We start from the raw sequence: 24,522 nt of genomic DNA, 5'->3' as shown, positions 1-24,522 counted from the left end.
CACCATCGTTTCAGGAAAGCCACCCGTCCCACACAGGGGCGGGTGGCTTTTTATTATGCCCCCTGCAAACGCCGTTGCGGCTGCGTGCCGTGCAGAAACACAGCAAAAGTATCCCAGGGCGGCGTGATGGAGAGCTGGCTCAGAATACGCGCGACCTCCCCTCTGTGAATGCCGGCATGCAGGACCATATGCGAGATCATCTCGGCACGGGACATGTAACCTTTGTCACCATCCGTAAAGGTGAAGGCGACAAATTCGCCAAGCGATGCCGGTGATGTTTTCCCGATGTAGTCGAGATACCAGCCATCCAGAGCAGCGACATCCTTCGCAAGATCATCCAGCTGCGGTGTTGCCTCGGTATTGTCGGAGAGAAAACCGTGCGCCGCTCCGGTGAGATGGCCCGAAAAAATCCTTGCGACCACGTAATAATGATTGATCAGCCGAATTGCCATTTGCCGCTCGGATGCGTTCTGGACGGGATCGAGTTGTTGCAGCTTCTCGAACAAGTCCCTGTTCGCCCATGCGTGATAGCCGAGCAGGCTCCTGAGCAAATCCCTCATGACAATATCCTTTACATCTGAAAAATGTGAGCACTATGTTTATATTTTCGTCATGGAGGATGCCTTGTCTACTCGCATTGCAAAGCGGAAAACCGAGATGCGCAAGGAGCCGCGTCAGGAGCGTTCCAGGGCAACGGTCGATGCTGTCATCCATGCGGCGGCTCGCATTTTAAGCGATCACGGCTGGGCGGGTTTTACCACGAACAGGGTCGCCGAAACGGCCGGCGTCAGCATCGGCTCGCTCTATCAATATTTCCCGGACAAGGTTTCGATCGTGGAAGCGGTACGCCATCGTCACCTCGAGGACTGTCTCTCCATCATGAAGAGCATCGCGCAAAAGCGGCAATCGCTCGCTAGATTCGTTGAAGAGCTCGTGACCGGCATGATCGGGGTCCACAGCATCCATCCCGGCCTTCACAAGGTCCTTCTGGATGATGCGCCGAGCCACCAAGGAACGAACGATCCCAACAGCGCTTTCGAACAGGAATATCTCGGTCTCTATGCGGCAGCGATCGCGGCACATATGACAGCCGGTTCAAAGGTCGAAAGCGGAACCGCAGCGCGGATCGTATCGGATGCCATTGACGGCATCATTCACAATGCCGCCCGCCGCGGAGAGCTGCAGTCGCCCAAAGTCAGGCGGGAAATGATCGCACTGGTTCACGCCTACCTGTCGCAGGCAACCGGCGAATAGGAGGCCGCAAGCTTATTCCGAAATGATCTTCACCCGTTGCCCGGGCTGGATTGTGGCGGTGGCGCTCATGGCGTTGATCATGCGGAACATGTCCAGCTTCCGGTCGGTTCCCATCATCCGCGCCGCCATCGTCGCCACGGTTTCACCGGGCTTCACCGTCACCACCCGCACCCTGAGCGGCTTCAGCGAGGCTATTTCCTGCGGCGTCATCTTGCGGAAGCTGGTGCGCAATGTGTTGGCGATGGAATCGAGCTGGGTATTGCCCTTCGGCACGGCCGTCAGGAAACGAAATATCTGCTGGCCGACGCGAATGACGGTCACGTCGAAATCCCATTTATCCGCGCTTGCCCGCGCCGTCGCAGCCTCCAGACCGTTGATCTGGGTTTCCTTGACGGTTTCCGGCAACAGGCCGGCAACCCAGCCGCTGGTCAGATAATTGGCAAGGCTTGTCTGTTTCGGATCGGCGACGCCGTCGAAGCGGATGGCCATATCGCCCGGCCCCGTCGCCAGAACGGCCTCAACCTTGTTGTCGATGACGAAACCTTCCGGCACATCGAAACGAATGCCGAGCGTTCCGTGCAGGAATGTCTGGCCCCGGACATACCCTTCCTGCGGGCTGTCGCCATAAAGCAGGCCGTCTATGCCGTCCAGAAACCACTCGCGACCACGATCCCCGACCTGGCCGTCCTGGCCGAAGGCGCGGGCATGACGGCGCGCAAGCTCGATACGCTGCGGCGTGTTGGGGTGGCTGGAAAGGAAGTCGAGGCTCTGGTCGTTTTCAGGATCGGCCGAGGAAAACCGCGCATAGGCCGCCATGGAATCCAGAAAACGCGGCGAGGCAAAGGGGTCATAACCGGCCTCGCCCAGCATCCGCACGCCGATCACATCCGCCTGCAATTCCTGCTGACGCGAAAAGGCCGCGAGCCGCAGCTTGCCGCGCGCAAGCGCCTGCTTGCCGGCGAGATCACTCGACAGCACTTCGGCAACCACGCGGCTGGCAATCACCTCCGCCTCTTCCCGGCGCTGGCGTTCAATGCCATGGTTGGCGGTGACATGGCCCATTTCATGCGAAAGCACGGCAGCCACTTCCGAAGCATCGTTGGCAAGCGCCAGAAGCCCACGCGTCACGTAAAGATATCCGCCCGGCAGCGCAAAGGCATTGATGGCCGGCGAGTTCAGGATGGTGATGCGGTAGGACTGTTGCGGATTTTCCGAAACCGCCGTCAGCGCGCCGGCGATGCGGGCGACGAGCCTTTCCGTCTTGGCGTCACGATATTCGCCGCCATAACTCGCCACGATGCGCGGATGCTCGCGCGCACCCATCTGGGCGCGGGGATCATTCTTCTGCACTTCTTCCACGGTCTGCGGATTATCCGAGGGACGCAAGGTGGACTGGTAGGCCGGGCTGAAGAGAGACTGGCACGACGACAGGAACACCGCAGACGCTGTCAGCACGGAACAGGCGGCAGCCATCCTGCCCGAACGGCGAAGGCCTGAACGGGAGAAGAGCCTCCACTGTGCAGTCATGCTATTTCTCATTCTCTATGCCTGCCCCTAACGTTCCTGATCATCCGTTAATTGCAGACCAGAATAACAGATTCGCCCCAACGGGCGATGAATGCCAAAACGGTAAAAACGATCCATCAAGTCCGGAATATTCCTGAAGAACGCAATAATTCCCATCTTTTCTCGGGCAACAACTTGAAACTGGCAAGTGCAAATTAGCGCCATTGAAGTCATCTAAAGCGATTGCCAGCGGCACGCGTCGAAAATAAGGCGATCACCCGTTCAGAAAACTGTCGACCGCCTTCACATTTTGTGTGGCGAAGAAATCTGCGGTCGAACCGGTATAGACAACACGGCCGCGTTCAAGAAACACCACCCGCTGCGCCAGCTTCTTTATGTCTTCGGGATGGTGGGTGACAATAATCACCGTGTTTTTTGTTTCGGCGTGCAAGTCGAGAAGCAGGGAGGTCATGCCCGCCCGCAATCCCGGATCGAGTGCTGCAAAAGGTTCGTCGAGCAACATGACAGGTTTTTTCCTGACCAGCGCGCGCGCCAGCGCCGCCCTCTGTCTTTCTCCACCGGAAAGCGTGCCCGGCAAGCGTTTGTCGAAACCCGCAAGACCGACACGGACGAGGGCCATCTCAATCTCTTGCCGGTCTTCCACCCGCAATTTCAGCCTGGGGCTGACACCGAGAGCGACATTGGTGAAGATATCGAGATGGGCGAAAAGATTATTATCCTGAAAGATTGATGAGACCGGTCTTTCCGAAGGATCAAGCGCGGTCATGTCCTGCCCGCCGATCATCACGCGCCCGGAATCCGGTTCCTCGAAACCGGCGACGAGATTGAGAAGCGTGGATTTTCCCGAGCCGGATGCCCCGACAACGGCGGTTATCTGCCCCTTAGGGAACGAACAATCAAGTTCGAAATCCTGTGTTCCAAGCCGTAGCCTGACCTTGTCCAGTTCAACGGCAAAATCATCGCCTGTCATATGCTCGCCCTTGCTGATTGGGATTGCCGTGAAACGCCGCCTGCGGCAAGCAGCAGGCAGACAATGCCGAGAAGGAAGGCATAACCGGCGGCATCATTGGTGCGATAGCTGCCCATATTGCTATAGACCAGCCACGGCAGGGTGACGAAATTTTCCGAGCCGAACAGGGCAACCGCGCCTAAATCGCCGAGCGACAGGGCCATGGCGAAGGAAAACGCCATGGCCAGCGACCGCCACAGAACCGGCAGATCGGCAAACCGCAGCCGCGTGAGGCCCTGAAGCCCGAGACTGGCGGAAAGCCGGCCGGTGCGTAAAAAATGACTGGTGAAGGCCGGCTCCAGCACCCGCATGGCAAGCGGCAAAGCCATCAACATATTGATAAGCGCCACGAGAACGGGAGCATAGAAGCTGACATCACCGAAAACCCGCAATAACAGGAACCACCCGCTTCCCAACACGACAGGCGGCACCAAGAGCGCCAACGAAGACCCCGCCCCAAGCATGGCGGAGAGCAAGCGCAGAGGCTGCCCCACCTGCCGTCTGGAGCCTACAGCCTGGCGCGCGCCGATGATCGCCATGCAGTAGAGCACGACAAGGGCTGCGGAAAGCGCGGCGATTGCAAGGCTGGTCGCCGCCGCGCGCAGAAAAATCGGTGCAGACAGAAGACGCGGCAGATCGGCACTCAAACCCGAGACAGCTATGGCGACAAGCGGCAGGCCGATCAGCAGAATAGCGAAGACAATGGCCGCCCCATCCCACAAACGTGCGCCGATGCTCTTGCCATCGAAACGGCGAAGGGAACGACCAAGCGAAGGGATTTCCGCTTCGGGCGACGGCAAAAAGGCGAGAAGGCCGAGCAGAATTGCGGTGAGGGCAATCTGCAAAACCGAAAGCGCAATCGCCCGCTGCGGATCGAAATCGAACCGCAGCGCCTGATAGATCGCCACCTCCAGTGTCGTGGCTGCCGGCCCGCCGCCTAAAAGAAGCACGAGCGTGAAGCTGGTGGCGCACAACATGAAGATAAGCCCGGCAATGCCGGGAACGAGACGCGCGACCGCCGGCCATTCGATAAAACGGAAAACCGAGACCGGCCCCATGCCGAGGCTTGCCGCCATGCGCCAATATTCGCCTGGAATACGTTCAAGCCCGGCCAGCATCAGCCGGACCGAAAGCGGCAGATTGAAAAACACATGGGCGATAAGGATGCCGGAAAGGCCGTAAATGCTGAAAGGTTCATCCGCACCGGCAAAAACGAGGGCCGTATTCAAAACACCCTGCCTGCCCCAGATGGTGATGATGCCGAAGGCGCCAACGATGACAGGCAGACCCATCGGCACCGCCATCAGCCTGATGATCCAGATCCTTCCCGGAAACTCGCGTCGCCGGGAAAGCGCCAGCGCCACCGGCAGGCCAAGAACAATGGAAAGAAGGGTGGAAAGCGTTGCCTGATAAAGCGTGAAACGCAGGATGCGCAGCGTATAGGCATCCATGATACCGGCAGCAGACGCGCCCGCATCAAAAGACAGGAGGGCCGCAACGGCGAGCGCCATGAACAGGAAAACGGCGGCAAAAGCCGCCGTTCCGAAAATGATCGATCGCCGATAATCGCGACGCAGCATCATGTGCGGGCGTGCCTCCTCCTCAATTCATGCTCATGGCCGTGAGCCATTCATCGATCCACGCCTTGCGGTTCTTCGCCACCTCTTCCGGGTCCATCAAGAAGGTCTTCTGCGGCACGACGAGCTTGGAAAACGCCTCGGGCAGGGGATTGGACGTTGCCGCAACCGGCATCATCCAGTTGTTTTCCGGAATGGCATCCTGAAAACCTGATGTCAGCGTAAAAGCGAGGAACTGCTTTGCCAGATCTTTGTGCGGCGCGTTTTTGAGAAGGCCGGACACTTCGATCTGGATATAATGCCCTTCGGAAAAAGCCGCGGCCTGATAACGATCCGTTTTTTCGGCGACCATATGATAGGCGGGCGAGGTGGTGTAGGAGAGCACCATCGGCACCTCCCCCTTGGTGAAAAGGCCGTAGGATTCCGACCAGCCCGGCGTGACGGTGAGAATGCGCTTCCTGAGCTTTGCCCATGCTTCCGGGGCCTTGTCACCGTAGACCGATTTTACCCACAACAGCAGGCCGAGCCCCGGCGTGGAGGTGCGCGGGTCCTGAATGGCGATCTTCTGCGAGGGGTCGCCTTCCACCAGCTCTTTCAGGCTCGCCGGTGGGTTCTTCACCGTCTGCGTGTCATAGATGACGGCAAAATGCCCGTAGTCGTAAGGCACGAAAACATCGTCCCTGTAACCGCCCGGCACCTTGGCCGCCGACGCATCGACGCCGCTAACATCAAAAAGACCGGTCTGTTTCGCCTCGGCAACAAGATTGGTGTCGAGACCAACGACCACATCCGCCCTGGACCCTGCGCCTTCAAGCTTCAGACGGTTAAGAAGCGCCACACCATCCGCAACACCGACGAAATTGACCGTGCAACCGCAGACCTTCTCGAAGGCTTCTTTTACCTTGGGACCGGGACCCCATTCGGAAACGAAACTCTCATAGGTATAGACTGTCAGTTCCTGTTTGTCCTGCGCGGCGGCAAGACCGGGCAGGAACAGCGAAGCGGCAACAAGGGAATTCAGGAAAAGACGACGGCGCACGGGTATCTCCTCAAAACAAAAAGGGAAATAGCCGCCTGCCTTGAAGCCGTCTAATCCCTCCGCCGGTATGAACCGGATCAGGTTCTTCGGGTTGGCAAGCCTCTCAGCCTTTTGCACGCAAGCGCAAAAGACACCCCGTTAGATCAAGATGATGGTGTAGTCCGGTCGTCCCTGCTTGGCAAGATGGCCGCCGTCAGCCCTGCTCCGTCATATGCACCAGCTCCCAGACGTGCCCGTCGGGATCCTGAAAACTGCCGGCATACATGAAGCCGTGATCCTGCACGGGTTTCCAATCACTGCCACCGGAGGCAAGCGCCGTTGCGATCATCCGGTCGATTTCGTCGCGGCTTCCCGCCGTGAGACAGGTCAGAACCTCGGTGGTGCGCGTCGCATCGGCGATGTCGCCGTTGATGAAATCGCGGAAACGCCCTTCCTGAAGAAGCATCACGAAGATGTTTTCTTCCACGATCATGCAGAGCGTGCGGTCGTCAGAATATTCCGGATTGAAGCTGAAACCGAGAGCCGTGAAGAAGCTTCTTGATTTCTCGATATTCTTGACCGGCAGATTGACGAAAATCATGCGCATTTTCACAACTCCTCCAAACGAACCAGCATAGAACGGCAATTCCGCTTTTCTGTCAAAGACCGAAGGAGGGTCGATCAAACGAGGGGCCTGCGGCCTTCAGCCTTCCAGTTCCTCGCGCAGCATCTCCAGCTCCAGCCATTCTTCTTCCATGGTCTCGAGCTTTTCACGCAGCTTCGTCATTTCCTTCGCCAGCGTGTTGAAAGTGGCCGGATCCTTGGTGAAGAGATTAGGATCAGCCATGCGCTCCTCGCGCTTGGCGATTTCGCCTTGCGCCTTTTCCATCTCCTTCGGAAGATTTTCGAGCGCGAATTTCTGCTTGAAGGAAAGCTTGCCCTTGGCCTTTGAAGGATCCTGCGACGCGGAGGCCGAAGGTGCGGCCTTCGCTTTTTCCTGCTTCTCAGCCTTGCGTTTTTCTTCCGCAGCACCCTTGCGCTGCGCCATCATGTCCGAATAGCCACCGGCATATTCGATCCATCGCCCATCCGGCTGGTCCGGATTGACCGGGGCGATGGTGGAGGTGACGGTGCGGTCAAGGAAATCGCGGTCGTGGCTGACGAGAATGACCGTGCCGGAAAATCCAGCGACGATTTCCTGCAAAAGATCGAGCGTTTCGATATCGAGATCGTTGGTCGGCTCGTCGAGGATCAGAAGATTGGTCGGCCGCGCCAGGATGCGTGCCAGAATAAGGCGCGCGCGCTCGCCGCCGGAAAGGTTGCGGATCGGCGTACGGGCCTGTTCCGGCTGGAACAGGAAATCCTTCATATAGCCCGTCACATGCTTCAATTCGCCGTTGACCAGCAGGTTTTCGCCGCGACCATCGGTCAGATAATGCGCGAGCGTATCGTTGGGATTGAGATCCTCACGCTTCTGGTCGAGCGTCGCGATCTCCAGATTGGTGCCGAGCTTCACCATACCGCTATCGGGCTCAAGCTGGCCGGTGAGCATCTTCAGAAGCGTGGTTTTACCGGCGCCATTGGGGCCGACGAAACCGATACAATCCCCGCGATGGACACGCAGCGAAAACGGCGCGACGATCACGCGCTCGCCGTAAGCCTTGGTGATGGCCTCGGCCTCGATGACCAGTTTGCCGGATTCGCGCCCTTCGGTGACGGTCGCCTGCACCGTGCCCTGCGGCCCCTTGTGGCCACGATATTCCGCGCGCATGGCCTGAAGCTCACCGACGCGGCGCATGTTACGCTTGCGCCTCGCGGTCACGCCATAACGCATCCAGTGTTCTTCGCGTTCGATGGCCTTGCCGAGCTTGTGCTGCTCCAGCTCTTCCTCTTCCAGCACCTTGTCGCGCCATTCCTCGAAATGGGCAAAGCCGCGATTAAGACGGCGGGACTGGCCACGATCGAGCCAGACGGTCGAAGTCGAGACTTTTTCGAGAAAACGGCGGTCGTGCGAAATCAGCACCAGCGCGCTGCGCGTCTGCTGCAAATCGCTCTCAAGCCATTCGATGGTCGGCAGATCCAGATGGTTGGTGGGTTCGTCGAGCATCAGGATATCAGGTTCCGGCGCCATCACGCGGGCAAGGGCCGCACGTCGCGCCTCACCGCCGGAAAGGCTTGCCGGATGTTCCTGCCCCGTGAGGCCGAGATGTTCAAGAAGATAGGTGACGCGATAGGGATCGTCGCCGGGTCCGAGCCCAGCCTCGGCATAGGCCTGCACGGTGTCGTAACCGTTGAAATCCGGCGCCTGTTCCAGATAACGGATGGTCGCGGACGGATGCCGGAAAACCTCACCCGACTGCGCTTCAACGAGACCCGCAGCGATCTTCATCAGCGTCGACTTGCCCGAACCGTTGCGCCCGACAAGGCAGATGCGATCGCCCGGCTCTACCTGGAGATTGGCGCCATCGAGCAGCGGGGTCACGCCGAAGGTCAGCTTGATGTCATCGAGTTTCAAAATTGGGGGTGCCAAGGTGTCAGGCTCCGGTCAGATCATAAGGGCGGGCGAGCACGATGGCTTTTCCGCTTTTCAGCGAGAAATGCACGGGGCCGCCATTCGCGACATTGGAAATAGTGCGGGAGGAGCCGAAAGCAAGCGCGAAATCCTTCAGCGGATAACGCACATTGCCGATATCAAGCCCCGCAAGGGCGGTAAATCCGGCAACAGAAAACAGCGAAGCGGGCGGCAGATCGACATCCAGCAAACCGGGAAGCAGCGGCCGGGCCTCTTCTTCACCTGACGTCAGCGTAACGTCGATACCACGTTCGGCCAGCGCCACCGCGTAAAGAAGGTGCTGCAGCGCATGGTCGCTTCTCTCGCCTCCAAGCGCACCGACAAGCACCAGCGAATGCGCTCCACGGGAGAGAGCTTCCGATACCGCGATCTCGCCATCCGTCACCGCCTTTGCGGCCGGGTACGGCTGCCGCGCCACATCTGGCCAGGCGTCCAGCAACTCTTTGCTGGCGGAATCGAAATCCCCGACCCACAGCTCCGGCGCAAGGCCAAGCGGCCGGGCATGGCGCATGCCGCCATCGGCCGCAATCACACGGCTATCCGCGACCGCCTCTTTCAGACGATCGGTCACCGTGACATCGCCGCCAAGCAGAATGGTGAAACGCTCTTTATCCATGCCCTGCCTTACCGCACCTCGGCCAAAAATGGAAAGCCGAAACCCCGATGAAATCAGCCTATATTGATTTTCGCCGGCTTCGGGATTATGAAACGCCTCAGTGGTGATTTGCCGACCGGCTTGCAGCCACTTTAAAGAAGTCGCTAAAGGGTCGAGGAAAAAGGCAATTTCCTGGGACCGGTCGCGATTTCGCTGCCGGTTTTTTTGTTTTCGCAACGTTCTTTACGTGATCCGGAAAAGAGAGTTCGACATGCCGATCAAGATTCCCGATACGCTTCCCGCTTTTGAGACCCTCGTTCACGAGGGCGTGCGGGTCATGACCGAAACGGCTGCTATCCGGCAGGATATCCGCCCGCTCCAGATCGGGCTTCTCAACCTCATGCCGAACAAGATCAAGACGGAAATCCAGATGGCACGCCTCGTCGGCGCTTCGCCGCTGCAGGTGGAACTGTCGCTGGTGCGGATCGGCGGCCATCGCGCCAAGAACACGCCGGAAGAGCATCTCCTGTCCTTCTACGAGACGTGGGAGGAAGTGCGCCACCGCAAGTTTGATGGTTTCATCATTACCGGCGCCCCCGTGGAGACGCTGGCCTATGAAGACGTGACCTACTGGAACGAAATGCAGAAGATTTTCGAATGGACGCAGACCAATGTCCATTCGACGCTGAATGTCTGCTGGGGGGCGATGGCCGCCATCTATCATTTCCATGGCGTGCCGAAGCACGAACTGAAGGAAAAGGCTTTCGGGGTCTATCGTCACCGCAATCTTTGCCCCTCGTCGATCTACCTGAACGGCTTTTCGGATGATTTCCAGGTTCCTGTCTCGCGCTGGACTGAAGTACGCCGCGCCGATATCGAAAAACATCCGAGACTCGAAATCCTGATGGAGTCAGAGGAAATGGGCGTTTGTCTGGTGCATGAGAAGGAGGGCAACCGGCTCTATATGTTCAACCATGTCGAATATGATTCGACGTCGCTTTCGGATGAGTATTTCCGGGACGCGAATGCCGGCGTGCCCATCAAGCTGCCGCATGACTATTTTCCGCACAACGACCCGGAACTTGCCCCGCTCAACCGCTGGCGCAGCCATGCCCATCTGTTTTTCGGCAACTGGATCAACGAGATATACCAGACGACGCCCTATGATCTAGAAGCCATCGGGCAACTGGCCGCTTAAAGCGCGTCGCGTTTGGTCAAACGCATGCGACGCGCTTTCTTCTTTGTTTTAAGCATGTCTTTGTCCCAAAACCGCAGGACACTTTTGGGAGACATGCTTTGAATTGCGGGATTGCGAATTGCCGGAAAATGACGCAACGTCCGCCGGCAATTCATGGCAACCGGGAGAATGATGTTATGGGCGACGCGGCGGCACGGGAGAATTTCGGTTTCACGGCGACCGGCGAAAAAGTCGAACGCGTCACCATCTCGAAAGGCGGGCTGACGGCCAAGGTCATCACCTGGGGTGCCGTCATTCAGGATCTGCGTCTTGAGGGCCACCAGCCGCCGCTCGTGCTCGGCTTCGACAAGTTCGAGGATTACAAATATTCCTCCTATTTCGGCGCCACCCCCGGCCGCAACGCCAACCGTATCGGTGACGGCCGGTTCTCGATCGACGGGCACGAATACCAGCTGGAACTGAACGAAAAGGGCGTAACCCATCTGCATGGCGGCAGCGACGGCATGGGCAAACGCAACTGGATGCTGATGGAACATGGCGAAAGCCATGCGATTCTGCAGATAATCGATCCCGATGGCCGCGCCGGTTATCCGGGCAATTGCACGGTCACGGCCACCTATACGATCCTCGACGGCGGTGTGCTTTCGGTGGTCTATGAAACGGTGACCGACAAGCCGACCATCGCCAATGTCTGCCAGCATTCCTATTTCAATCTCGATGGGGCAGATACCGCACTTGGGCATGAGATCAGCATCGCTGCTGACTTCTACCTGCCCACCAACGACAAGCAGATACCGACGGGCGAAATCCGCTCCGTCGAAGGAACCGTGTTCGACCTTCGCCAGACAACACCGATGCGGCGCAAGGAGAATGGCGAGCAGGTCCTCTACGACCATAATTTCTGCCTTTCGCCCGAACGTCGCGCCAAGCGCAAGGTCGCCCGCGCCTATTCGCCGGCCTCCGATATCGCTCTTGAGGTTCACACCACCGAACCCGGTGTACAGCTTTATTCGGCCTTTAAACTGGACGTCCCGGTTCCCGGCCTCGATGGCCGTCACTACGGCCCCTTTGCGGGTTTCTGCCTGGAAACGCAGATTTGGCCAGACGCCGTCAATCACCCGGATTTTCCGCATGCAATCCTGCGGCCGGGCGAAACGCTGCGTCAGGAAACCGACTATATTTTCAAGAAAGGCTGAACCAGCGCGCTAGGGTCAGTCCAGCACGCAGCCGACATAGCCGCCGGAGGCGCGGGCGCGACGCTCGATAAGGCCGGCAAGCCGTTGCAATCCGCGTCCCGGCTTGCTGGCGACGCGGTCGATGGGATTAGGTAGTGAAACAGCCAGCAGCGCCGCCTGGCGGGAACTGAGCTTTGCGGCCGGCACCTTGAAATGGTGCTGTGCTGCGGCCTCAATGCCGTAGATGCCAGGTCCCCATTCGGCAACGTTGAGATAAATCTCCATCATCCGTTTTTTGGACCAGACGAAATCGGCGGCGATCGCCAGCGGCAATTCCAGCCCCTTGCGCAGGAAAGAGCGGCCGTTCCAGAGGAACAGGTTCTTGGCCGTCTGCATCGGAATGGTGCTCGCGCCACGGGTGGAGGCCCCGTCGAGCGCATTGCTGACCACGGACTGCATCTGGTTCCAGTCCACGCCGCCATGGAAACAGAATTGCCCGTCCTCGGACATCATCACCGATTGAACAAGGCGCGGGGAAATATCCTCGAGCGGCACCCAGCGTCTGTCATAACCCTGAAAGGTCACCAGATCGGCGAGCATCAGCGTCGAGACCGGCCGGAAAAACGGCAGTGCATAGACCGGGATCAGCAGATAGGGCAGGATCAGCAAAGCCAGCAAGGTCATGATGATGCGCTTTGCCAACGTGCGAAAATCCACCTTCGGACTGCTCCGGTCTTCCGCCAGCACGGCGTAATCTGCGTCGCTTTCAGGCGTACTGCTCAATATTCGTCAAAGCCCCGCACCAATTGAAGCCTTTCATAGTCCATTGCCGCCTTCAAGGCGAGTCCGGTCAAATAGTTGCGCCTCTGGAATCACGAAAAGGTTTGCCTGCATTCGCGCGGCATGCCAAAGAGCGCGGCATGGACGCTGCGATGACAAATTTCGAAACGAAGCTGCGCGAAAACGCGGCTAAAACCGAAGCCCTGCTTGGCCGCCTGCTTTCCGGCGAAGCACGCGCAGACGAGATCACGCGCCCACAAAACCTGCTCGACGCCATGCGCCATGGCGTGCTGAACGGCGGCAAACGCCTGCGGCCCTTCCTCGTCATCGAAAGTGCCGCCCTTACGGGCGGAAATGCCGAAGCCGCCCTTTATGTCGGCGCCGCGCTGGAATGCCTCCATTGTTATTCGCTTGTTCATGACGATCTGCCCGCCATGGATGACGATGACCTGCGCCGCGGCCAGCCGACGGTGCATCGCAAATTTGATGAGGCGACCGCCATTCTCGCCGGCGACAGCCTGCTGACGCTTGCCTTTGATATCATCGCCTCGGACGAAAATCCGCTCGCGGCCGAACGCAAGGCCGCGCTCGTGCTTTCGCTTGCCCGCGCAGCGGGCATCGGCGGCATGGCCGGCGGCCAGGCCCTCGATCTCGCTGCTGAAAAGACAGCGCCGGATGAGGCCGGCGTCATTACATTGCAAGCTATGAAAACTGGCGCACTGCTGCGTTTTGCCTGCGAAGCGGGCGCAATCATCGCCGGAAGCGATGTTTCCGAAAGGCAAAGGTTGCGTCACTTCGGCGAAAAGATCGGCCTCGCCTTCCAGCTTGCCGACGATCTTCTGGATTTGACGGCCGACGCCGCCACCATGGGCAAGGCGACCGGCAAGGATGCCGCGCGCGGCAAGGGAACGCTCGTGGCATTGCGCGGCGAAGACTGGGCGCGCCGCAAGCTGCAGGAGCAGGTGGCGGAAGCTGCGGAACTGCTGGCTCCCTATGGCGAAAAGGCCGCGATTCTCATCGCGGCCGCAAGATTCATCGCTGAACGGAAAAGCTGAGCCGGTTCTCCTCTCAGCTTCCCATCATCCAATCAGCCCTTGAGCGGCGAAATCAGCACTTCGACGCGACGGTTCTGGGCGCGACCGTCAGACGTTGCATTCGAGGCGATCGGCTGCGACGGGCCGAAGCCGAGCGTCGAAATACGGCGCTGGTCGACGCCGCGCGCGCCGATATAATTCGCAACCGATGCGGCGCGACGCTCGGAAAGCGCCTGGTTATGCTGCAGGCTGCCGGTGGAATCGGTGTGGCCGTTGATGTCGATGAGCGTGCGGTTGAACTTGTTCAGCACAATGGCGACAGAATCGAGCGTCGGGTAGAATGGCGGAATGACCTGATCCTGGTCCGTCGCGAAGGTGATGTTCGACGGCATGTTGAGAACGATGCTGTCGCCGCGGCGAGTAACCGAAACACCCGTTCCCTGAAGCTGGGCGCGAAGCTCGGCTTCCTGACCATCCATGTAATTGCCGATAGCGCCGCCGGCGAGCGCGCCGATGCCCGCGCCGATAAGCGCGGCATTGCGGCGACCGGTCGGCGAACCGCCGACAGCCAGACCACCCAGAGCACCGACCACGGCGCCGATGCCGGCACCGCCGGCGGTGTTCGACATCTTCTGCTCACCCGTATAGGGATCGGTGGTGGTGCAGGCGGAAAGATAGGTCCCGCAAAGGGCGACGATCGCGATTTTTTTGATCATGTGTTTTTATGCTCCGAGAGGTTCAGGAGGTATGACAGTGGAATTCCGGCCTTTTCACGGTACTCTTTACTCCGCCGCATCTTTCCGGCCAAAACGCTTTTCGATGTAATCGATCACAAGCGCTTCAAAATCGGCGGCGATATTGGGGCCACGCAGGGTTAGCGCCTTCTCTCCGTCGATGAAGACGGGCGCTGCGGGGCTTTCGCCGGTTCCGGGTAACGAAATGCCGATATCGGCATGTTTGCTTTCACCGGGGCCATTAACGATGCAACCCATGACGGCGACATTGAGCGCCTCGACACCAGGATATTTCTCACGCCAGATCGGCATGTTCTTGCGAATATCGTTCTGGATATTCTGGGCAAGTTCCTGGAAGACGGTGGACGTGGTGCGCCCGCAGCCGGGACATGCCGCAACGACCGGAATGAACTGACGGAAACCCATGACCTGCAGCAATTCCTGCGCCACCTGCACCTCGCGGGTGCGGTCGCCATTCGGCTCCGGCGTCAGCGAAACGCGGATCGTATCGCCAATACCATGCTGCAACACGTAACCCATGGCGGCGGATGAAGCGACGATGCCCTTCGAGCCCATTCCCGCTTCGGTGAGACCGAGATGCAGGGCGTGGTCGGAGCGTTCCGACAGCATCGAATAAACGGCGATGAGGTCCTGCACCTGGCTGACCTTGGCCGACAGGATGATGCGGTTACGTGGCAGGCCGATCTCTTCGGCAAGCTCGGCGGAAATCAACGCCGACTGCACGATCGCCTCGCGCGTGACCTGACGAGCGGAGAGAGGGAAGCCCTGCTCCTTGTTCTTGTCCATCAGGGTCGTCAGCAATTCCTGATCGAGCGACCCCCAGTTGACGCCGATTCGCACCGGCTTGTCGTATCGGATCGCCATTTCGACGATCTCGCCGAACTGCTTGTCCTTCTTGTCCTTGAAGCCGACATTACCGGGATTGATGCGGTATTTCGCCAGCGCCTCGGCACAGGCAGGGTGATCGGCGAGAAGCTTGTGACCGATATAATGGAAATCGCCGATCAGCGGCACATCCATGCCGAGACGCAGCAGCCGCTCGCGGATTTTCGGCACGGCGGCAGCGCTCTCATCGCGGTCGACGGTGATGCGCACCATTTCCGAACCGGCCTGGAAAAGCGCCGCCACCTGCTGCACGGTGGCGTCGATGTCAGCCGTATCGGTATTTGTCATCGACTGCACGACGACGGGCGCACCGCCACCGACGATGACACCGCCCACGTCTACGGCGACGGATGCGCGGCGGGGCTTCGGATCGTAATCGGCATGTGACGTCATGGCGGTCTCTGGAGCTTGCGGCAAGGTCTGGCAATTGAGGTGAAACAAGGGGGCCTCCTTGTCAACACCCAACGCGCTGGAGCTTCTACTTTACCGCAATCATGGCAAAATTCGAGACGCCTATTCCTTGCCCGCACCATCAGCATGCCGGGCGAGCCGTGAAAGTAGCAGAACGACCACATGCAGCAGCGGCAGAGCGAGAAACACGCTGGCAAGACCGGTATGTTCAGCGATGAAGCCGATCGCCGAGGGCGCTACCAGAATGCCGGAATAACCCATGGTGGTGACGACCGAAAGGCCGATGCCAGGCGCCAGTCCCGGCATATTGCCCGCCGCCGAAAAGGCGATCGGCACCATGTTGGAAATACCGATACCGGCAATGGCGAAACCGATAATCACGAAAGTGGAATTTCCCGCAAGGCCGGCAATCAGAAGACCGGTGATCGACATGACCGAGCAGAAACGCAGGGTTCGGACCGCCCCGAACCTGTCACGCACCAGATCGCCGGCAAACCGCATGATCGCCATGGTCATGGAAAATGCCGCGAAAGCGAAACCGGACTGCGAGACGGAAGCGCCCAGTTCGTTGCGCAGATAAAGGGCACCCCAATCGAGGATGGCACCCTCCGGAATCATCGAGAATAACGCCATCAGGCCGATGATCCAGGGCAGCGGCGTCAGCGGCAGGCCGCCTTTCGGGCGTTCCTCCTCAGGATGCGGGCGATCCGCGAGAACCCGCGGCCATGCAATGACCAGCAACACCAGCGCGATGACCGTCAACGCAACGGCATGCCCCTGCACACCGATCGCCGTGATGAGATAACCGCCAAGACCAGCGCCGATCAGACCGCCGAGGCTCCAGAAGGCATGGCACGACGACATGATGGCGCGGCGCATATCCCGTTCCACCGCCACGGCATTGGCGTTCATGGCGACATCCATCGCCCCCGTCAGCCCGCCGAACAGAAATACCGCGATCACCCCCGCCCACACCGTGCCGGCCCAGGAAATGAAAAGCAGCGTCGGCAGAAAGATCGCGGCGGTGACGAGGCTCACCGTGCGCGAGCCGAAACGGGCAATCTGGGAACCGGCAATGGGCATGAAAACCAGCGAGCCGATGCCGAAGACCAGAATGATGAGGCCGAGCGCGCTTTCACTGAGGGAAAGGCGCGCCGCAAATTCCGGAATCTTGGGCGCCCATGACCCCATCATGAAGCCATTCATCAGGAACAACAGGGAAACGCCCAGCCTGTGCCGTGTCAGATAGGACGAACGCATGCCTGTCGGCGAAAATGTCGTGGGGCCATTCATCGGCAATATCCTTCAGACTTGACCGTGGGAAAATCGGGCGGCGTCATCGTCGCCGCAATGAATCTGTACGCCCTTTGCCGACAGCGCCTCGACGAATACGCGGTCGGCATCCTGCTCCAGCACGAGGGAAAGAGGTGGAGAAAAATCATGCACATGGAAAGCAGCCTTATGGCCGAGCTTTTCCGTGGTAATCGCTGCGACGATCCGCTGGCTGGCGCTGCAGGCAAGCCGCTTGAACACCGCATCTTCAAAAACATCCGCCGACAGACCCGTCTCGGCCGCAACGCCGCACACACCGAGAATGCAAAGATCGGGCCGCATCAGTTCGAGCTGCCGAAGCGCCATGGCGTCGATAGCCGCACCTACAGCCGGATCGACTTTTCCGCCGATCAGCACCAGATCGATATTGGCCCGCCCCGTCAGTTCGGCGGCAATGGCTGGCGTATTCGTCACCACTGTCAGGTTGAGACCGGCAGGGATCGCGCGTGCGATGGCGAGATTGGTGGAGCCGGCATCGATGAAGACGACCATGCCGGGTTCAAGCAGCGGGACAGCGGCACGCGCCAGCATGGCCTTGCGGTCCGCATCCTCGGCAATGCGCGTCTTCAGTGGCACCGTCTTGCTGTCGGAAAGCAGCGCCCCGCCATAAACGCGCAGGCATTCCCCGCGGGCCGCCATCTCACGCAGGTCACGACGCACCGTGTCTTCGGAAACGCCGAAGTTCTGCGCAAGATCCTGCGCCAGCACACGGCCGCTTTGCCGTAGCTGCGCGAGGATAAGCGCCTGCCGCTCGCTGACGAAATGATCACTCATGGAGACTCATGCATAAACAGGAACAAACGTGCACGAACATGCATATTCGAGTTTCCACCGAAGCGCAATAAAAAACGCCCGCCGAAAAAGACGGGCGTCTGACTGTGTAATGAGAGATTCGAACGGCTTTTATTCGGCGTAAGCGATCAGCAGATCCTTCGCATCGATCTGGTCGCCGGGGCGCACCAGAACTTCCGCGATCTTGCCGTCGCGTTCGGCGTGAAGCGCGGTTTCCATCTTCATGGCTTCGATGGAGAGCAGCACGTCACCGGCCTTGACCTCCTGACCCTGATTGACGAAGACGCGGCTGATAACGCCGGGCATCGGTGCACCAATATGGACAGCATTGCCCGGTTCGGCCTTGCGGCGCACGGCGGAGCCGGAAGCACCATGGGCACGATCCGGCACCTTGATGCGGCGCGGCTGGCCGTTGATCTCGAAGAACACCGTCACCATGCCCTTGTCATCAATGCCGGACGAGGCCTGATTGACGATGACAAGCGTCTTGCCGCGCTCGATATCGGCAAACAGCTCCTCGCCATCCTCCATGCCGTAGAAATAGGCATGGGTGGGCAGCACGGAAACGGGGCCGTATGTCTCGGCGGTGAGCGCGAAATCGGTGAACACCTTCGGATACATGAGATAGGACGCGAACTCGAAGTCGTCGACCTTGCGCTCCAGCTTGGTCTCGATCACCTTCCGCTCCGCGTCGAGATCGGCATCTGCCAAAAGCGAACCCGGACGAACGGTATAGGGCGCTTCGCCCTTCAGCGCCTTTTTCTGCAGGGCTGCCGGCCAGCCGCCTGGCGACTGTCCGAGATCGCCTTTCAGCATCGAAACCACCGATTCCGGGAAAGACACTTCACGATCGGGGTTTTCGACATCGGCGACCGTCAGATCCTGGCTGACCATCATCAGCGCCATGTCACCGACGACCTTGGAGGACGGGGTTACCTTGACGATATCGCCGAACATGCGGTTGGCATCGGCATAGGCCTGCGCCACCTCGTGCCAGCGGCTCTCCAGACCCAGCGACCGCGCCTGTTCCTTGAGGTTGGTGAACTGGCCGCCCGGCATTTCGTGCAGATAGACTTCCGAAGCCGGTCCCTTGAGATCGCTTTCGAAAGCCGCATACTGGTTACGAACAGCTTCCCAGTAGAAGGAAATGCGGCGGATCCATTCCGTATCAAGACCCGTATCGCGTTCCGACCCTGCCAGCGCCTCAACGATCGAACCAAGGCATGGCTGCGAGGTGTTGCCAGAGAAGGCATCCATCGCAGCATCCACGGCGTCGACGCCGGCATCCACAGCGGCCAGAACGGTGGCGGCGGAAATGCCCGAGGTATCATGGGTGTGGAAATGGATCGGCAGACCGGTCGCCTCGCGCAACGCCTTGAACAGAACCTTGGCGGCAGCCGGTTTCAACAGACCCGCCATGTCCTTGACGGCGATGATATGAGCGCCGGCTTTTTCAAGCTCGGCGGCAAGGCCGGTATAATATTTGAGATCATATTTCGGACGCGCCGAATTCAACAGATCGCCGGTATAGCAGATGGTCGCTTCGCAGAGCTTGTTCTCCTCGGCAATCGCATCCATCGAAACGCGCATATTCTCCACCCAGTTCAGGCAGTCGAAGACGCGGAAAAGATCAACTCCGCCCTTTGAGGCCTGGCGGACGAAATATTTCACGACATTATCAGGATAATTCTTGTATCCGACGCCGTTTGCGCCGCGCAGCAGCATCTGCAGCAGCAGGTTCGGCGCGCCTTCGCGGATAAGCGCCAGGCGCTCCCACGGGTCTTCAGTCAGGAAGCGCATGGAAACGTCGAACGTCGCACCACCCCAGCATTCCAGCGACAGAAGTTGCGGCAGCGCCTTGGCGTAAACACTCGCGACATGGGCGATGTCATGGGTGCGAACGCGGGTAGCGAGAAGCGACTGGTGCCCGTCGCGCATGGTCGTATCGGTGACCAGCACGCGCTTTTCATTACGCATCCAGTCCGCAAAGCCCTTCGGGCCAAGCTTGTCCAGCAGCTGCTTTGTGCCGTCAGGTGTCGGCGCATCGATATAAGGCACGATGGGCTTCGCCGCCTTTTCGGACGGCCTGGCGCGACCCTTGGTTTCCGGGTGGCCGTTGACGGTCACGTCGGCGAGATAGGTCAGAAGCTTGGTGGCGCGGTCCTGACGCTTGACCTGTGCGAAGAGCTCCGGCGTCGAATCGATGAACCGGGTCGTATAGGTGTTGTTACGGAAGCTGTCGTGACCGATGATGGCTTCGAGGAAGGTGAGGTTGGTCGCCACGCCGCGAATACGGAATTCGCGCAGCGCGCGGTCCATGCGGTTGATCGCCTCATCCGGTCGCGGCGCCCAGGCCGTCACCTTCACAAGCAGCGGATCGTAATAGCGGGTGATGACAGCGCCGGTATAGGAGGTGCCGCCATCCAGACGGATACCGAAGCCCGAAGCGGAACGGTAGGCGGTGATACGGCCATAGTCCGGAATGAAATTATGTTCCGGGTCTTCGGTCGTGATGCGGCACTGCAGCGCATGGCCATTGAGACGGATGTCCTCCTGGCGCGGAACGCCGGATTCCGCCGTGCCGATGGCGGCACCTTCGAGAATATGAATCTGCGCCTTGACGATATCGATACCAGTCACGACTTCGGTGACGGTATGCTCCACCTGAATACGCGGATTGACCTCGATGAAGTAAAATTTGCCGGTATCGGCATCCATCAGATATTCGACCGTGCCGGCGCCGATATAATTGGTCGCGGCGGCGATCCTCAGGGAGTAGGCGGCCAGTTCCTGGCGCTGCGCTTCGGACAGATAGGGTGCAGGCGCACGCTCGACGACTTTTTGATTGCGCCGCTGGATCGAACAATCACGCTCGAACAGATGCACGACATTGCCATGCGTATCGCCGAGAATCTGGCTTTCGACGTGACGCGCACGCTCGACCAGCTTTTCGAGATAAACTTCATCCTTGCCGAAGGCGGCTTTCGCCTCGCGCTTGGCCTCCGTCACCTCGCGGGCGAGGTCCTGCTTTTTGCGGATGGCGCGCATGCCGCGACCGCCGCCGCCCCAGGAGGCCTTGAGCATCACGGGATAGCCGATTTCTTCGGCCATGCGTTCCACTTCCGCTATATCATCAGGCAGCGGATTGGTGGCGGGAACAACGGGGACATCAACCGAGATCGCCAGATTGCGGGCGGCGACCTTGTTGCCGAGCTGGCGCATCGTATCCGCCGTCGGTCCGATGAAGGTGATGCCGGCCTTGTTGCAGGCCTCCACGAATTCGGGGCTTTCAGACAGGAGACCGTAACCGGGATGGATCGCGTCTGCTCCCGAGAGCTTGGCCACGCGGATAACCTCCTCGATCGAAAGATAGCTCTCGATCGGCCCCATGTCCTTGGCGAGATGCGGCCCTCGGCCAACCTGATAGGATTCGTCCGCCTTGAAGCGGTGCAAAGACAGCTTGTCCTCTTCCGCCCAAATCGCAACGGTTTTAATCCCAAGCTCATTCGCTGCCCGGAAAACGCGGATCGCAATTTCGGATCGGTTGGCAACAAGTATTTTCGATATCTTCAAGACGGTCTCCCCACACGCCAAAACAAAACTTCTGCTGCACTGCGGAATTAAGCAGCAAAACCCGGTCTTGGAAAGGGCAATTCCGGCGAGAACTGTCCTGTTTGCGCTAGCTCAGCAATCCATGACGAAAAGCAAGCGCTACGGTGTGCTGTCGGTTCTTGGCGCTGAAACGGCGCTGGATTCCGTTGATATACCAGTCGACCGTGTGGTTGGAGATCGATAGCTGACGTCCGATTTCCGTCGAGGTCATGCCGTCTGCCATCAGCGTCAGCACCTCCATTTCGCGCCTCGTAAGCTCGAGAGCGGAAACGTCGGGGGCATTGCTGAAGCCATGAGCCTGCCCGGAAAGATCGAGCAGGCGCCAGAACACGGCACGCGTGGCAGCATCAAGCAGCTCCACCTGCAAGGAGGGCAATTGCCGATCCTGACCGCCAATGAAGACCGCACCGATGAATCCCGCACGACCGTGCACGGGAAAGGCATAGCCGCCCTGCAGACCGTAGCGGCCTGCGTCGTGGAAAAAGACGCTCGCCCTTTTGCGATGCATCGCACGCGGCAGGCCCTCAAGCGCTTCCTTCCATTGAAACGGCTTGTGCACCATGCCGATCACCTTGCGGACGGGATCGACGAGATTGTACTTCTTGGCCCTGTAAACCTCCAGCCAGCCTTCAGGCAGATGTTGCGCGAGAATGTGTCCACTGGAGGCGATCTCCCCGGTCATCCGCCTGCTGACGAGAAAATATTCGAAACCGTATTCGCGAATGAGCGTTGCAAATTCGGAGCGAACGCGGTCGGCGCTTCCCGCCTGGTAACACGCTGAGATGAAGTGAAGAATATCATGCATAAAGACACGGGGTCCGGAGCTTGGCTTGAAGGGAATGACACGGAGGACATGGTCCCGCGATGACGTCATGTTACTCGGGCGCCGGTCGGTTGAGATTGAACATATCGTCGTTATCAATCCCTGAAACGAAGATGCTAAATCTTGTGACGGCAGGCCCCGGGAAACATCGGGTTCGGTTTTTTCGGTTCGCACGCGCGGTCAATCTGTTAAGCCGCCATTCAGACAGAAAGAGCGATAATTACACAAAATTCGCCGTCTCATGCAACCTTGCTAAAGTAGCATGGCGTTGAGGCCGAACAATAAACCGCTTGAAAAGACGCACGGACTGGATTGAAAATTTGACCTTGTTTCAGGTTTATACACGCGCTCTGCGCTATCTGACCGTTCATAAATGGCGTGTGACGGTTGTCGTCATTGCCAACGTCATTCTTGCAGCGATCACCATCGCCGAACCCGTACTGTTCGGCCGGATCATTGACGCCATCTCTTCCGGCACCAATGTCACGCCCATTCTCATTCTGTGGGCGGGTTTTGGCGTCTTCAACACCGTCGCTTATGTCGCGGTCGCCCGCGAGGCCGACCGGCTGGCCCATGGCCGGCGCGCTTCGCTGCTGACGGAAGCCTTTGGGCGCATCATCTCCATGCCGCTCTCCTGGCACCATCAGCGCGGCACGTCGAACGCCCTGCACACGCTCCTGCGCGCCAGCGAAACGCTGTTTGGCCTCTGGCTCGAATTCATGCGCACGCATCTGGCCACTTTCGTCGCGCTGGTGCTGCTTGTGCCGACCGCCATGTCCATGGACATGCGCCTCAGTTTCGTTCTGATTGGCCTCGGCATCGTCTACTGGTTCATCGGCAAGTGGGTGATGGGCCGCACCAAGGATGGCCAGGCTTCGGTAGAGGAGCACTATCACAGCGTTTTTGCCCATGTCAGCGATTCCATCAGCAACGTGTCGGTGCTGCACAGCTACAACCGCATCGAGGCTGAAACGAAGGCGCTGAAATCCTTCACTGAAAAACTCTTGAGCGCACAATATCCGGTGCTTGACTGGTGGGCCTTTGCGAGTGCTCTGAACCGCACGGCCTCCACTGTTTCGATGATGATCATCCTCGTCATCGGTACCGTTCTGGTCAAGAACGGCGAATTGCGCGTCGGCGACGTCATCGCCTTCATCGGTTTTGCCAATCTCCTGATTGGCCGTCTGGATCAGATGCGGCAATTCGTGACGCAAATTTTCGAAGCCCGCGCCAAGCTCGAGGATTTCTTCGTTCTGGAGGATTCCGTCAAGGAACGGGAAGAGCCGGGCGACGCCCGCGAATTGTCGAATGTCTCCGGCACCGTGGAATTCCGCCACATCAATTTCGGTTTCGCCAACACCAAGCAGGGCGTTCATGACGTCTCGTTCACGGCGAAGGCCGGCGAGACCGTTGCGATCGTCGGTCCGACGGGCGCCGGCAAGACAACGCTCATCAACCTTCTGCAGCGCGTCTACGATCCCGATTCCGGCCAGATCCTGATCGATGGCACCGATATTTCGACGGTGACGAAAAATTCGCTCCGCAATTCCATCGCCACAGTATTTCAGGATGCCGGGCTGCTGAACCGCTCCATCCGCGAAAACATCCGCCTCGGCCGTGAATCGGCAACCGATGCGGAAGTGATGGAAGCAGCGGCGGCAGCGGCGGCAACGGATTTCATCGACAGCCGCATCAATGGCTATCTGACCCAGGTCGGTGAACGCGGCAACCGCCTGTCCGGCGGCGAGCGCCAGCGCATCGCCATTGCGCGCGCCATCCTGAAGAACGCTCCCATTCTGGTTCTGGACGAAGCGACCAGTGCGCTGGACGTGGAAACGGAAGCCCGCGTGAAGGCCGCTGTCGACGCGCTGAGAAAGAACCGTACGACCTTCATCATCGCCCACCGCCTTTCCACGGTCCGCGATGCCGATCTCGTCCTCTTCCTCGATCAGGGCCGGATCATCGAAAAGGGTACTTTCGATGAGCTGAGCCAGCGCGGCGGACGCTTCACCTCGCTGCTGCGCACCAGCGGCCTGCTGACAGAAGATGAAGGCCAGCAGCCCCGGCCAAAGGCCATAGCTTCCTGAGTGTTTGGCTGACAGAATGAGAACAGGGCGGACAGCATGCTTGTCCGCCCTTTTTTCTTTGCCCGCTTCCCGACGGCAGTGCCAGA

20 protein-coding genes and 2 riboswitches are annotated in these 24,522 nt (G+C 59.2%); of the genes, 5 read left to right on the top strand and 15 right to left on the bottom strand.

Annotated elements, in window-relative coordinates:
• Positions 1 to 53: 53 nt before the first annotated feature.
• A complete protein-coding gene (locus V6R85_RS13705; protein ID WP_060725364.1) occupies positions 54 to 560 on the bottom strand; it encodes a DinB family protein in 507 nt (168 codons plus the stop codon).
• A gap of 97 nt (positions 561 to 657) precedes the next feature.
• Between V6R85_RS13705 and V6R85_RS13700 the strand changes: the two genes are divergently transcribed.
• Positions 658 to 1,254: a TetR/AcrR family transcriptional regulator gene (locus V6R85_RS13700; protein ID WP_003505112.1), complete on the top strand. Its 597-nt coding sequence runs from the start codon at positions 658 to 660 to the stop codon at positions 1,252 to 1,254.
• A 12-nt stretch (positions 1,255 to 1,266) separates the two neighbouring features.
• Here V6R85_RS13700 and V6R85_RS13695 read toward each other — a convergent pair whose 3' ends face one another.
• The 7 genes from V6R85_RS13695 to V6R85_RS13665 all read right to left on the bottom strand — a co-directional run bounded on the left by V6R85_RS13695 (position 1,267) and on the right by V6R85_RS13665 (position 9,573).
• Positions 1,267 to 2,727 carry a M48 family metalloprotease gene (locus V6R85_RS13695; RefSeq protein ID WP_065695313.1) on the bottom strand — a complete coding sequence of 487 codons (1,461 nt, stop codon included), beginning with the start codon at positions 2,725 to 2,727 and terminating at the stop codon, positions 1,267 to 1,269.
• A gap of 307 nt (positions 2,728 to 3,034) precedes the next feature.
• Entirely contained in the window at positions 3,035 to 3,751 is a 717-nt protein-coding gene (locus tag V6R85_RS13690) for a thiamine ABC transporter ATP-binding protein (protein ID WP_111834631.1), read from the bottom strand.
• Positions 3,748 to 5,373, bottom strand: a complete 1,626-nt coding sequence (gene thiP / locus V6R85_RS13685; RefSeq protein ID WP_111834630.1) for a thiamine/thiamine pyrophosphate ABC transporter permease ThiP — start codon at positions 5,371 to 5,373, stop codon at positions 3,748 to 3,750. Before thiP ends, V6R85_RS13690 begins: the two co-directional genes overlap by 4 nt.
• A gap of 19 nt (positions 5,374 to 5,392) precedes the next feature.
• Positions 5,393 to 6,406, bottom strand: coding sequence for a thiamine ABC transporter substrate binding subunit (gene thiB, locus V6R85_RS13680; protein WP_060727360.1), 1,014 nt, complete (start codon positions 6,404 to 6,406; stop codon positions 5,393 to 5,395).
• Between the two features lie 37 nt (positions 6,407 to 6,443).
• Positions 6,444 to 6,554: riboswitch (TPP riboswitch) on the bottom strand.
• A gap of 45 nt (positions 6,555 to 6,599) precedes the next feature.
• Positions 6,600 to 6,992 carry a VOC family protein gene (locus V6R85_RS13675; RefSeq protein WP_003505120.1) on the bottom strand — a complete coding sequence of 131 codons (393 nt, stop codon included), beginning with the start codon at positions 6,990 to 6,992 and terminating at the stop codon, positions 6,600 to 6,602.
• A 96-nt stretch (positions 6,993 to 7,088) separates the two neighbouring features.
• Positions 7,089 to 8,915 carry an ABC-F family ATP-binding cassette domain-containing protein gene (locus V6R85_RS13670; RefSeq protein WP_060727359.1) on the bottom strand — a complete coding sequence of 609 codons (1,827 nt, stop codon included), beginning with the start codon at positions 8,913 to 8,915 and terminating at the stop codon, positions 7,089 to 7,091.
• Between the two features lie 4 nt (positions 8,916 to 8,919).
• Complete coding sequence (locus V6R85_RS13665; protein ID WP_003505123.1) at positions 8,920 to 9,573, bottom strand: thiamine diphosphokinase; 654 nt, start codon at positions 9,571 to 9,573, stop codon at positions 8,920 to 8,922.
• Between the two features lie 90 nt (positions 9,574 to 9,663).
• Positions 9,664 to 9,740, top strand: a riboswitch (SAM riboswitch).
• Between the two features lie 83 nt (positions 9,741 to 9,823).
• On the opposite strand from V6R85_RS13665, the gene metA reads away from it, so the two are divergent.
• Both metA and V6R85_RS13655 read left to right on the top strand, forming a co-directional pair.
• Positions 9,824 to 10,750, top strand: coding sequence for a homoserine O-acetyltransferase MetA (metA, locus tag V6R85_RS13660; RefSeq protein WP_003505125.1), 927 nt, complete (start codon positions 9,824 to 9,826; stop codon positions 10,748 to 10,750).
• A 176-nt stretch (positions 10,751 to 10,926) separates the two neighbouring features.
• Positions 10,927 to 11,946, top strand: coding sequence for an aldose epimerase family protein (locus tag V6R85_RS13655; RefSeq protein ID WP_060727358.1), 1,020 nt, complete (start codon positions 10,927 to 10,929; stop codon positions 11,944 to 11,946).
• 15 nt (positions 11,947 to 11,961) lie between these two features.
• On the opposite strand, the gene mtgA is transcribed toward V6R85_RS13655, so the two are convergent.
• Positions 11,962 to 12,708 carry a monofunctional biosynthetic peptidoglycan transglycosylase gene (gene mtgA, locus V6R85_RS13650; protein WP_020010807.1) on the bottom strand — a complete coding sequence of 249 codons (747 nt, stop codon included), beginning with the start codon at positions 12,706 to 12,708 and terminating at the stop codon, positions 11,962 to 11,964.
• 137 nt (positions 12,709 to 12,845) lie between these two features.
• Here mtgA and V6R85_RS13645 point away from each other — a divergent pair, with 137 nt between their 5' ends.
• The gene (locus V6R85_RS13645) at positions 12,846 to 13,760 is read left to right on the top strand and encodes a polyprenyl synthetase family protein (protein WP_026363750.1); all 915 of its coding nucleotides are present in this window, start codon (positions 12,846 to 12,848) and stop codon (positions 13,758 to 13,760) included.
• A 32-nt stretch (positions 13,761 to 13,792) separates the two neighbouring features.
• On the opposite strand, the gene V6R85_RS13640 is transcribed toward V6R85_RS13645, so the two are convergent.
• From V6R85_RS13640 to V6R85_RS13615, 6 genes are all read right to left on the bottom strand, one after another.
• A complete protein-coding gene (locus V6R85_RS13640) occupies positions 13,793 to 14,455 on the bottom strand; it encodes an OmpA family protein (RefSeq protein ID WP_003505133.1) in 663 nt (220 codons plus the stop codon).
• A gap of 66 nt (positions 14,456 to 14,521) precedes the next feature.
• The gene (gene ispG / locus V6R85_RS13635; protein WP_003505135.1) at positions 14,522 to 15,772 is read right to left on the bottom strand and encodes a flavodoxin-dependent (E)-4-hydroxy-3-methylbut-2-enyl-diphosphate synthase; all 1,251 of its coding nucleotides are present in this window, start codon (positions 15,770 to 15,772) and stop codon (positions 14,522 to 14,524) included.
• 120 nt (positions 15,773 to 15,892) lie between these two features.
• A complete protein-coding gene (locus V6R85_RS13630) occupies positions 15,893 to 17,083 on the bottom strand; it encodes an MFS transporter (RefSeq protein WP_003505136.1) in 1,191 nt (396 codons plus the stop codon).
• 12 nt (positions 17,084 to 17,095) lie between these two features.
• Entirely contained in the window at positions 17,096 to 17,896 is an 801-nt protein-coding gene (locus V6R85_RS13625; RefSeq protein ID WP_087745164.1) for a DeoR/GlpR family DNA-binding transcription regulator, read from the bottom strand.
• A 129-nt stretch (positions 17,897 to 18,025) separates the two neighbouring features.
• Positions 18,026 to 21,487 (bottom strand): pyruvate carboxylase, encoded by a 3,462-nt coding sequence (gene pyc, locus V6R85_RS13620; protein ID WP_111834629.1) that lies wholly within the window; start codon positions 21,485 to 21,487, stop codon positions 18,026 to 18,028.
• Between the two features lie 106 nt (positions 21,488 to 21,593).
• Positions 21,594 to 22,331 carry a helix-turn-helix transcriptional regulator gene (locus V6R85_RS13615; RefSeq protein WP_003505141.1) on the bottom strand — a complete coding sequence of 246 codons (738 nt, stop codon included), beginning with the start codon at positions 22,329 to 22,331 and terminating at the stop codon, positions 21,594 to 21,596.
• Between the two features lie 338 nt (positions 22,332 to 22,669).
• Between V6R85_RS13615 and V6R85_RS13610 the strand changes: the two genes are divergently transcribed.
• Positions 22,670 to 24,436: a glucan ABC transporter ATP-binding protein/ permease gene (locus tag V6R85_RS13610; RefSeq protein ID WP_026363748.1), complete on the top strand. Its 1,767-nt coding sequence runs from the start codon at positions 22,670 to 22,672 to the stop codon at positions 24,434 to 24,436.
• Positions 24,437 to 24,522 lie beyond the last annotated feature (86 nt).

The organism is Agrobacterium sp. CCNWLW32 (genome assembly GCF_037083425.1).
Lineage (GTDB): Bacteria > Pseudomonadota > Alphaproteobacteria > Rhizobiales > Rhizobiaceae > Agrobacterium > Agrobacterium radiobacter.
Note: the sequence above shows the minus strand (reverse complement) of the source record. Positions and strands in the feature narration are given on the sequence as shown.

Excerpts from the sequence above, each read along its gene's own strand:
- V6R85_RS13705 (WP_060725364.1), bottom strand. The coding sequence starts at position 560 with ATGAGGGATTTGCTCAGGAGCCTGCTCGGCTATCACGCATGGGCGAAC.
- V6R85_RS13700 (WP_003505112.1), top strand. The coding sequence starts at position 658 with ATGCGCAAGGAGCCGCGTCAGGAGCGTTCCAGGGCAACGGTCGATGCT.
- V6R85_RS13695 (WP_065695313.1), bottom strand. The coding sequence starts at position 2,727 with ATGGCTGCCGCCTGTTCCGTGCTGACAGCGTCTGCGGTGTTCCTGTCG.
- V6R85_RS13690 (WP_111834631.1), bottom strand. The coding sequence starts at position 3,751 with ATGACAGGCGATGATTTTGCCGTTGAACTGGACAAGGTCAGGCTACGG.
- thiP (WP_111834630.1), bottom strand. The coding sequence starts at position 5,373 with ATGATGCTGCGTCGCGATTATCGGCGATCGATCATTTTCGGAACGGCG.
- V6R85_RS13675 (WP_003505120.1), bottom strand. The coding sequence starts at position 6,992 with ATGCGCATGATTTTCGTCAATCTGCCGGTCAAGAATATCGAGAAATCA.
- V6R85_RS13665 (WP_003505123.1), bottom strand. The coding sequence starts at position 9,573 with ATGGATAAAGAGCGTTTCACCATTCTGCTTGGCGGCGATGTCACGGTG.
- metA (WP_003505125.1), top strand. The coding sequence starts at position 9,824 with ATGCCGATCAAGATTCCCGATACGCTTCCCGCTTTTGAGACCCTCGTT.
- V6R85_RS13655 (WP_060727358.1), top strand. The coding sequence starts at position 10,927 with ATGGGCGACGCGGCGGCACGGGAGAATTTCGGTTTCACGGCGACCGGC.
- V6R85_RS13645 (WP_026363750.1), top strand. The coding sequence starts at position 12,846 with ATGGACGCTGCGATGACAAATTTCGAAACGAAGCTGCGCGAAAACGCG.
- V6R85_RS13640 (WP_003505133.1), bottom strand. The coding sequence starts at position 14,455 with ATGATCAAAAAAATCGCGATCGTCGCCCTTTGCGGGACCTATCTTTCC.
- ispG (WP_003505135.1), bottom strand. The coding sequence starts at position 15,772 with ATGACGTCACATGCCGATTACGATCCGAAGCCCCGCCGCGCATCCGTC.
- V6R85_RS13630 (WP_003505136.1), bottom strand. The coding sequence starts at position 17,083 with ATGAATGGCCCCACGACATTTTCGCCGACAGGCATGCGTTCGTCCTAT.
- V6R85_RS13625 (WP_087745164.1), bottom strand. The coding sequence starts at position 17,896 with ATGAGTGATCATTTCGTCAGCGAGCGGCAGGCGCTTATCCTCGCGCAG.
- V6R85_RS13615 (WP_003505141.1), bottom strand. The coding sequence starts at position 22,331 with ATGCATGATATTCTTCACTTCATCTCAGCGTGTTACCAGGCGGGAAGC.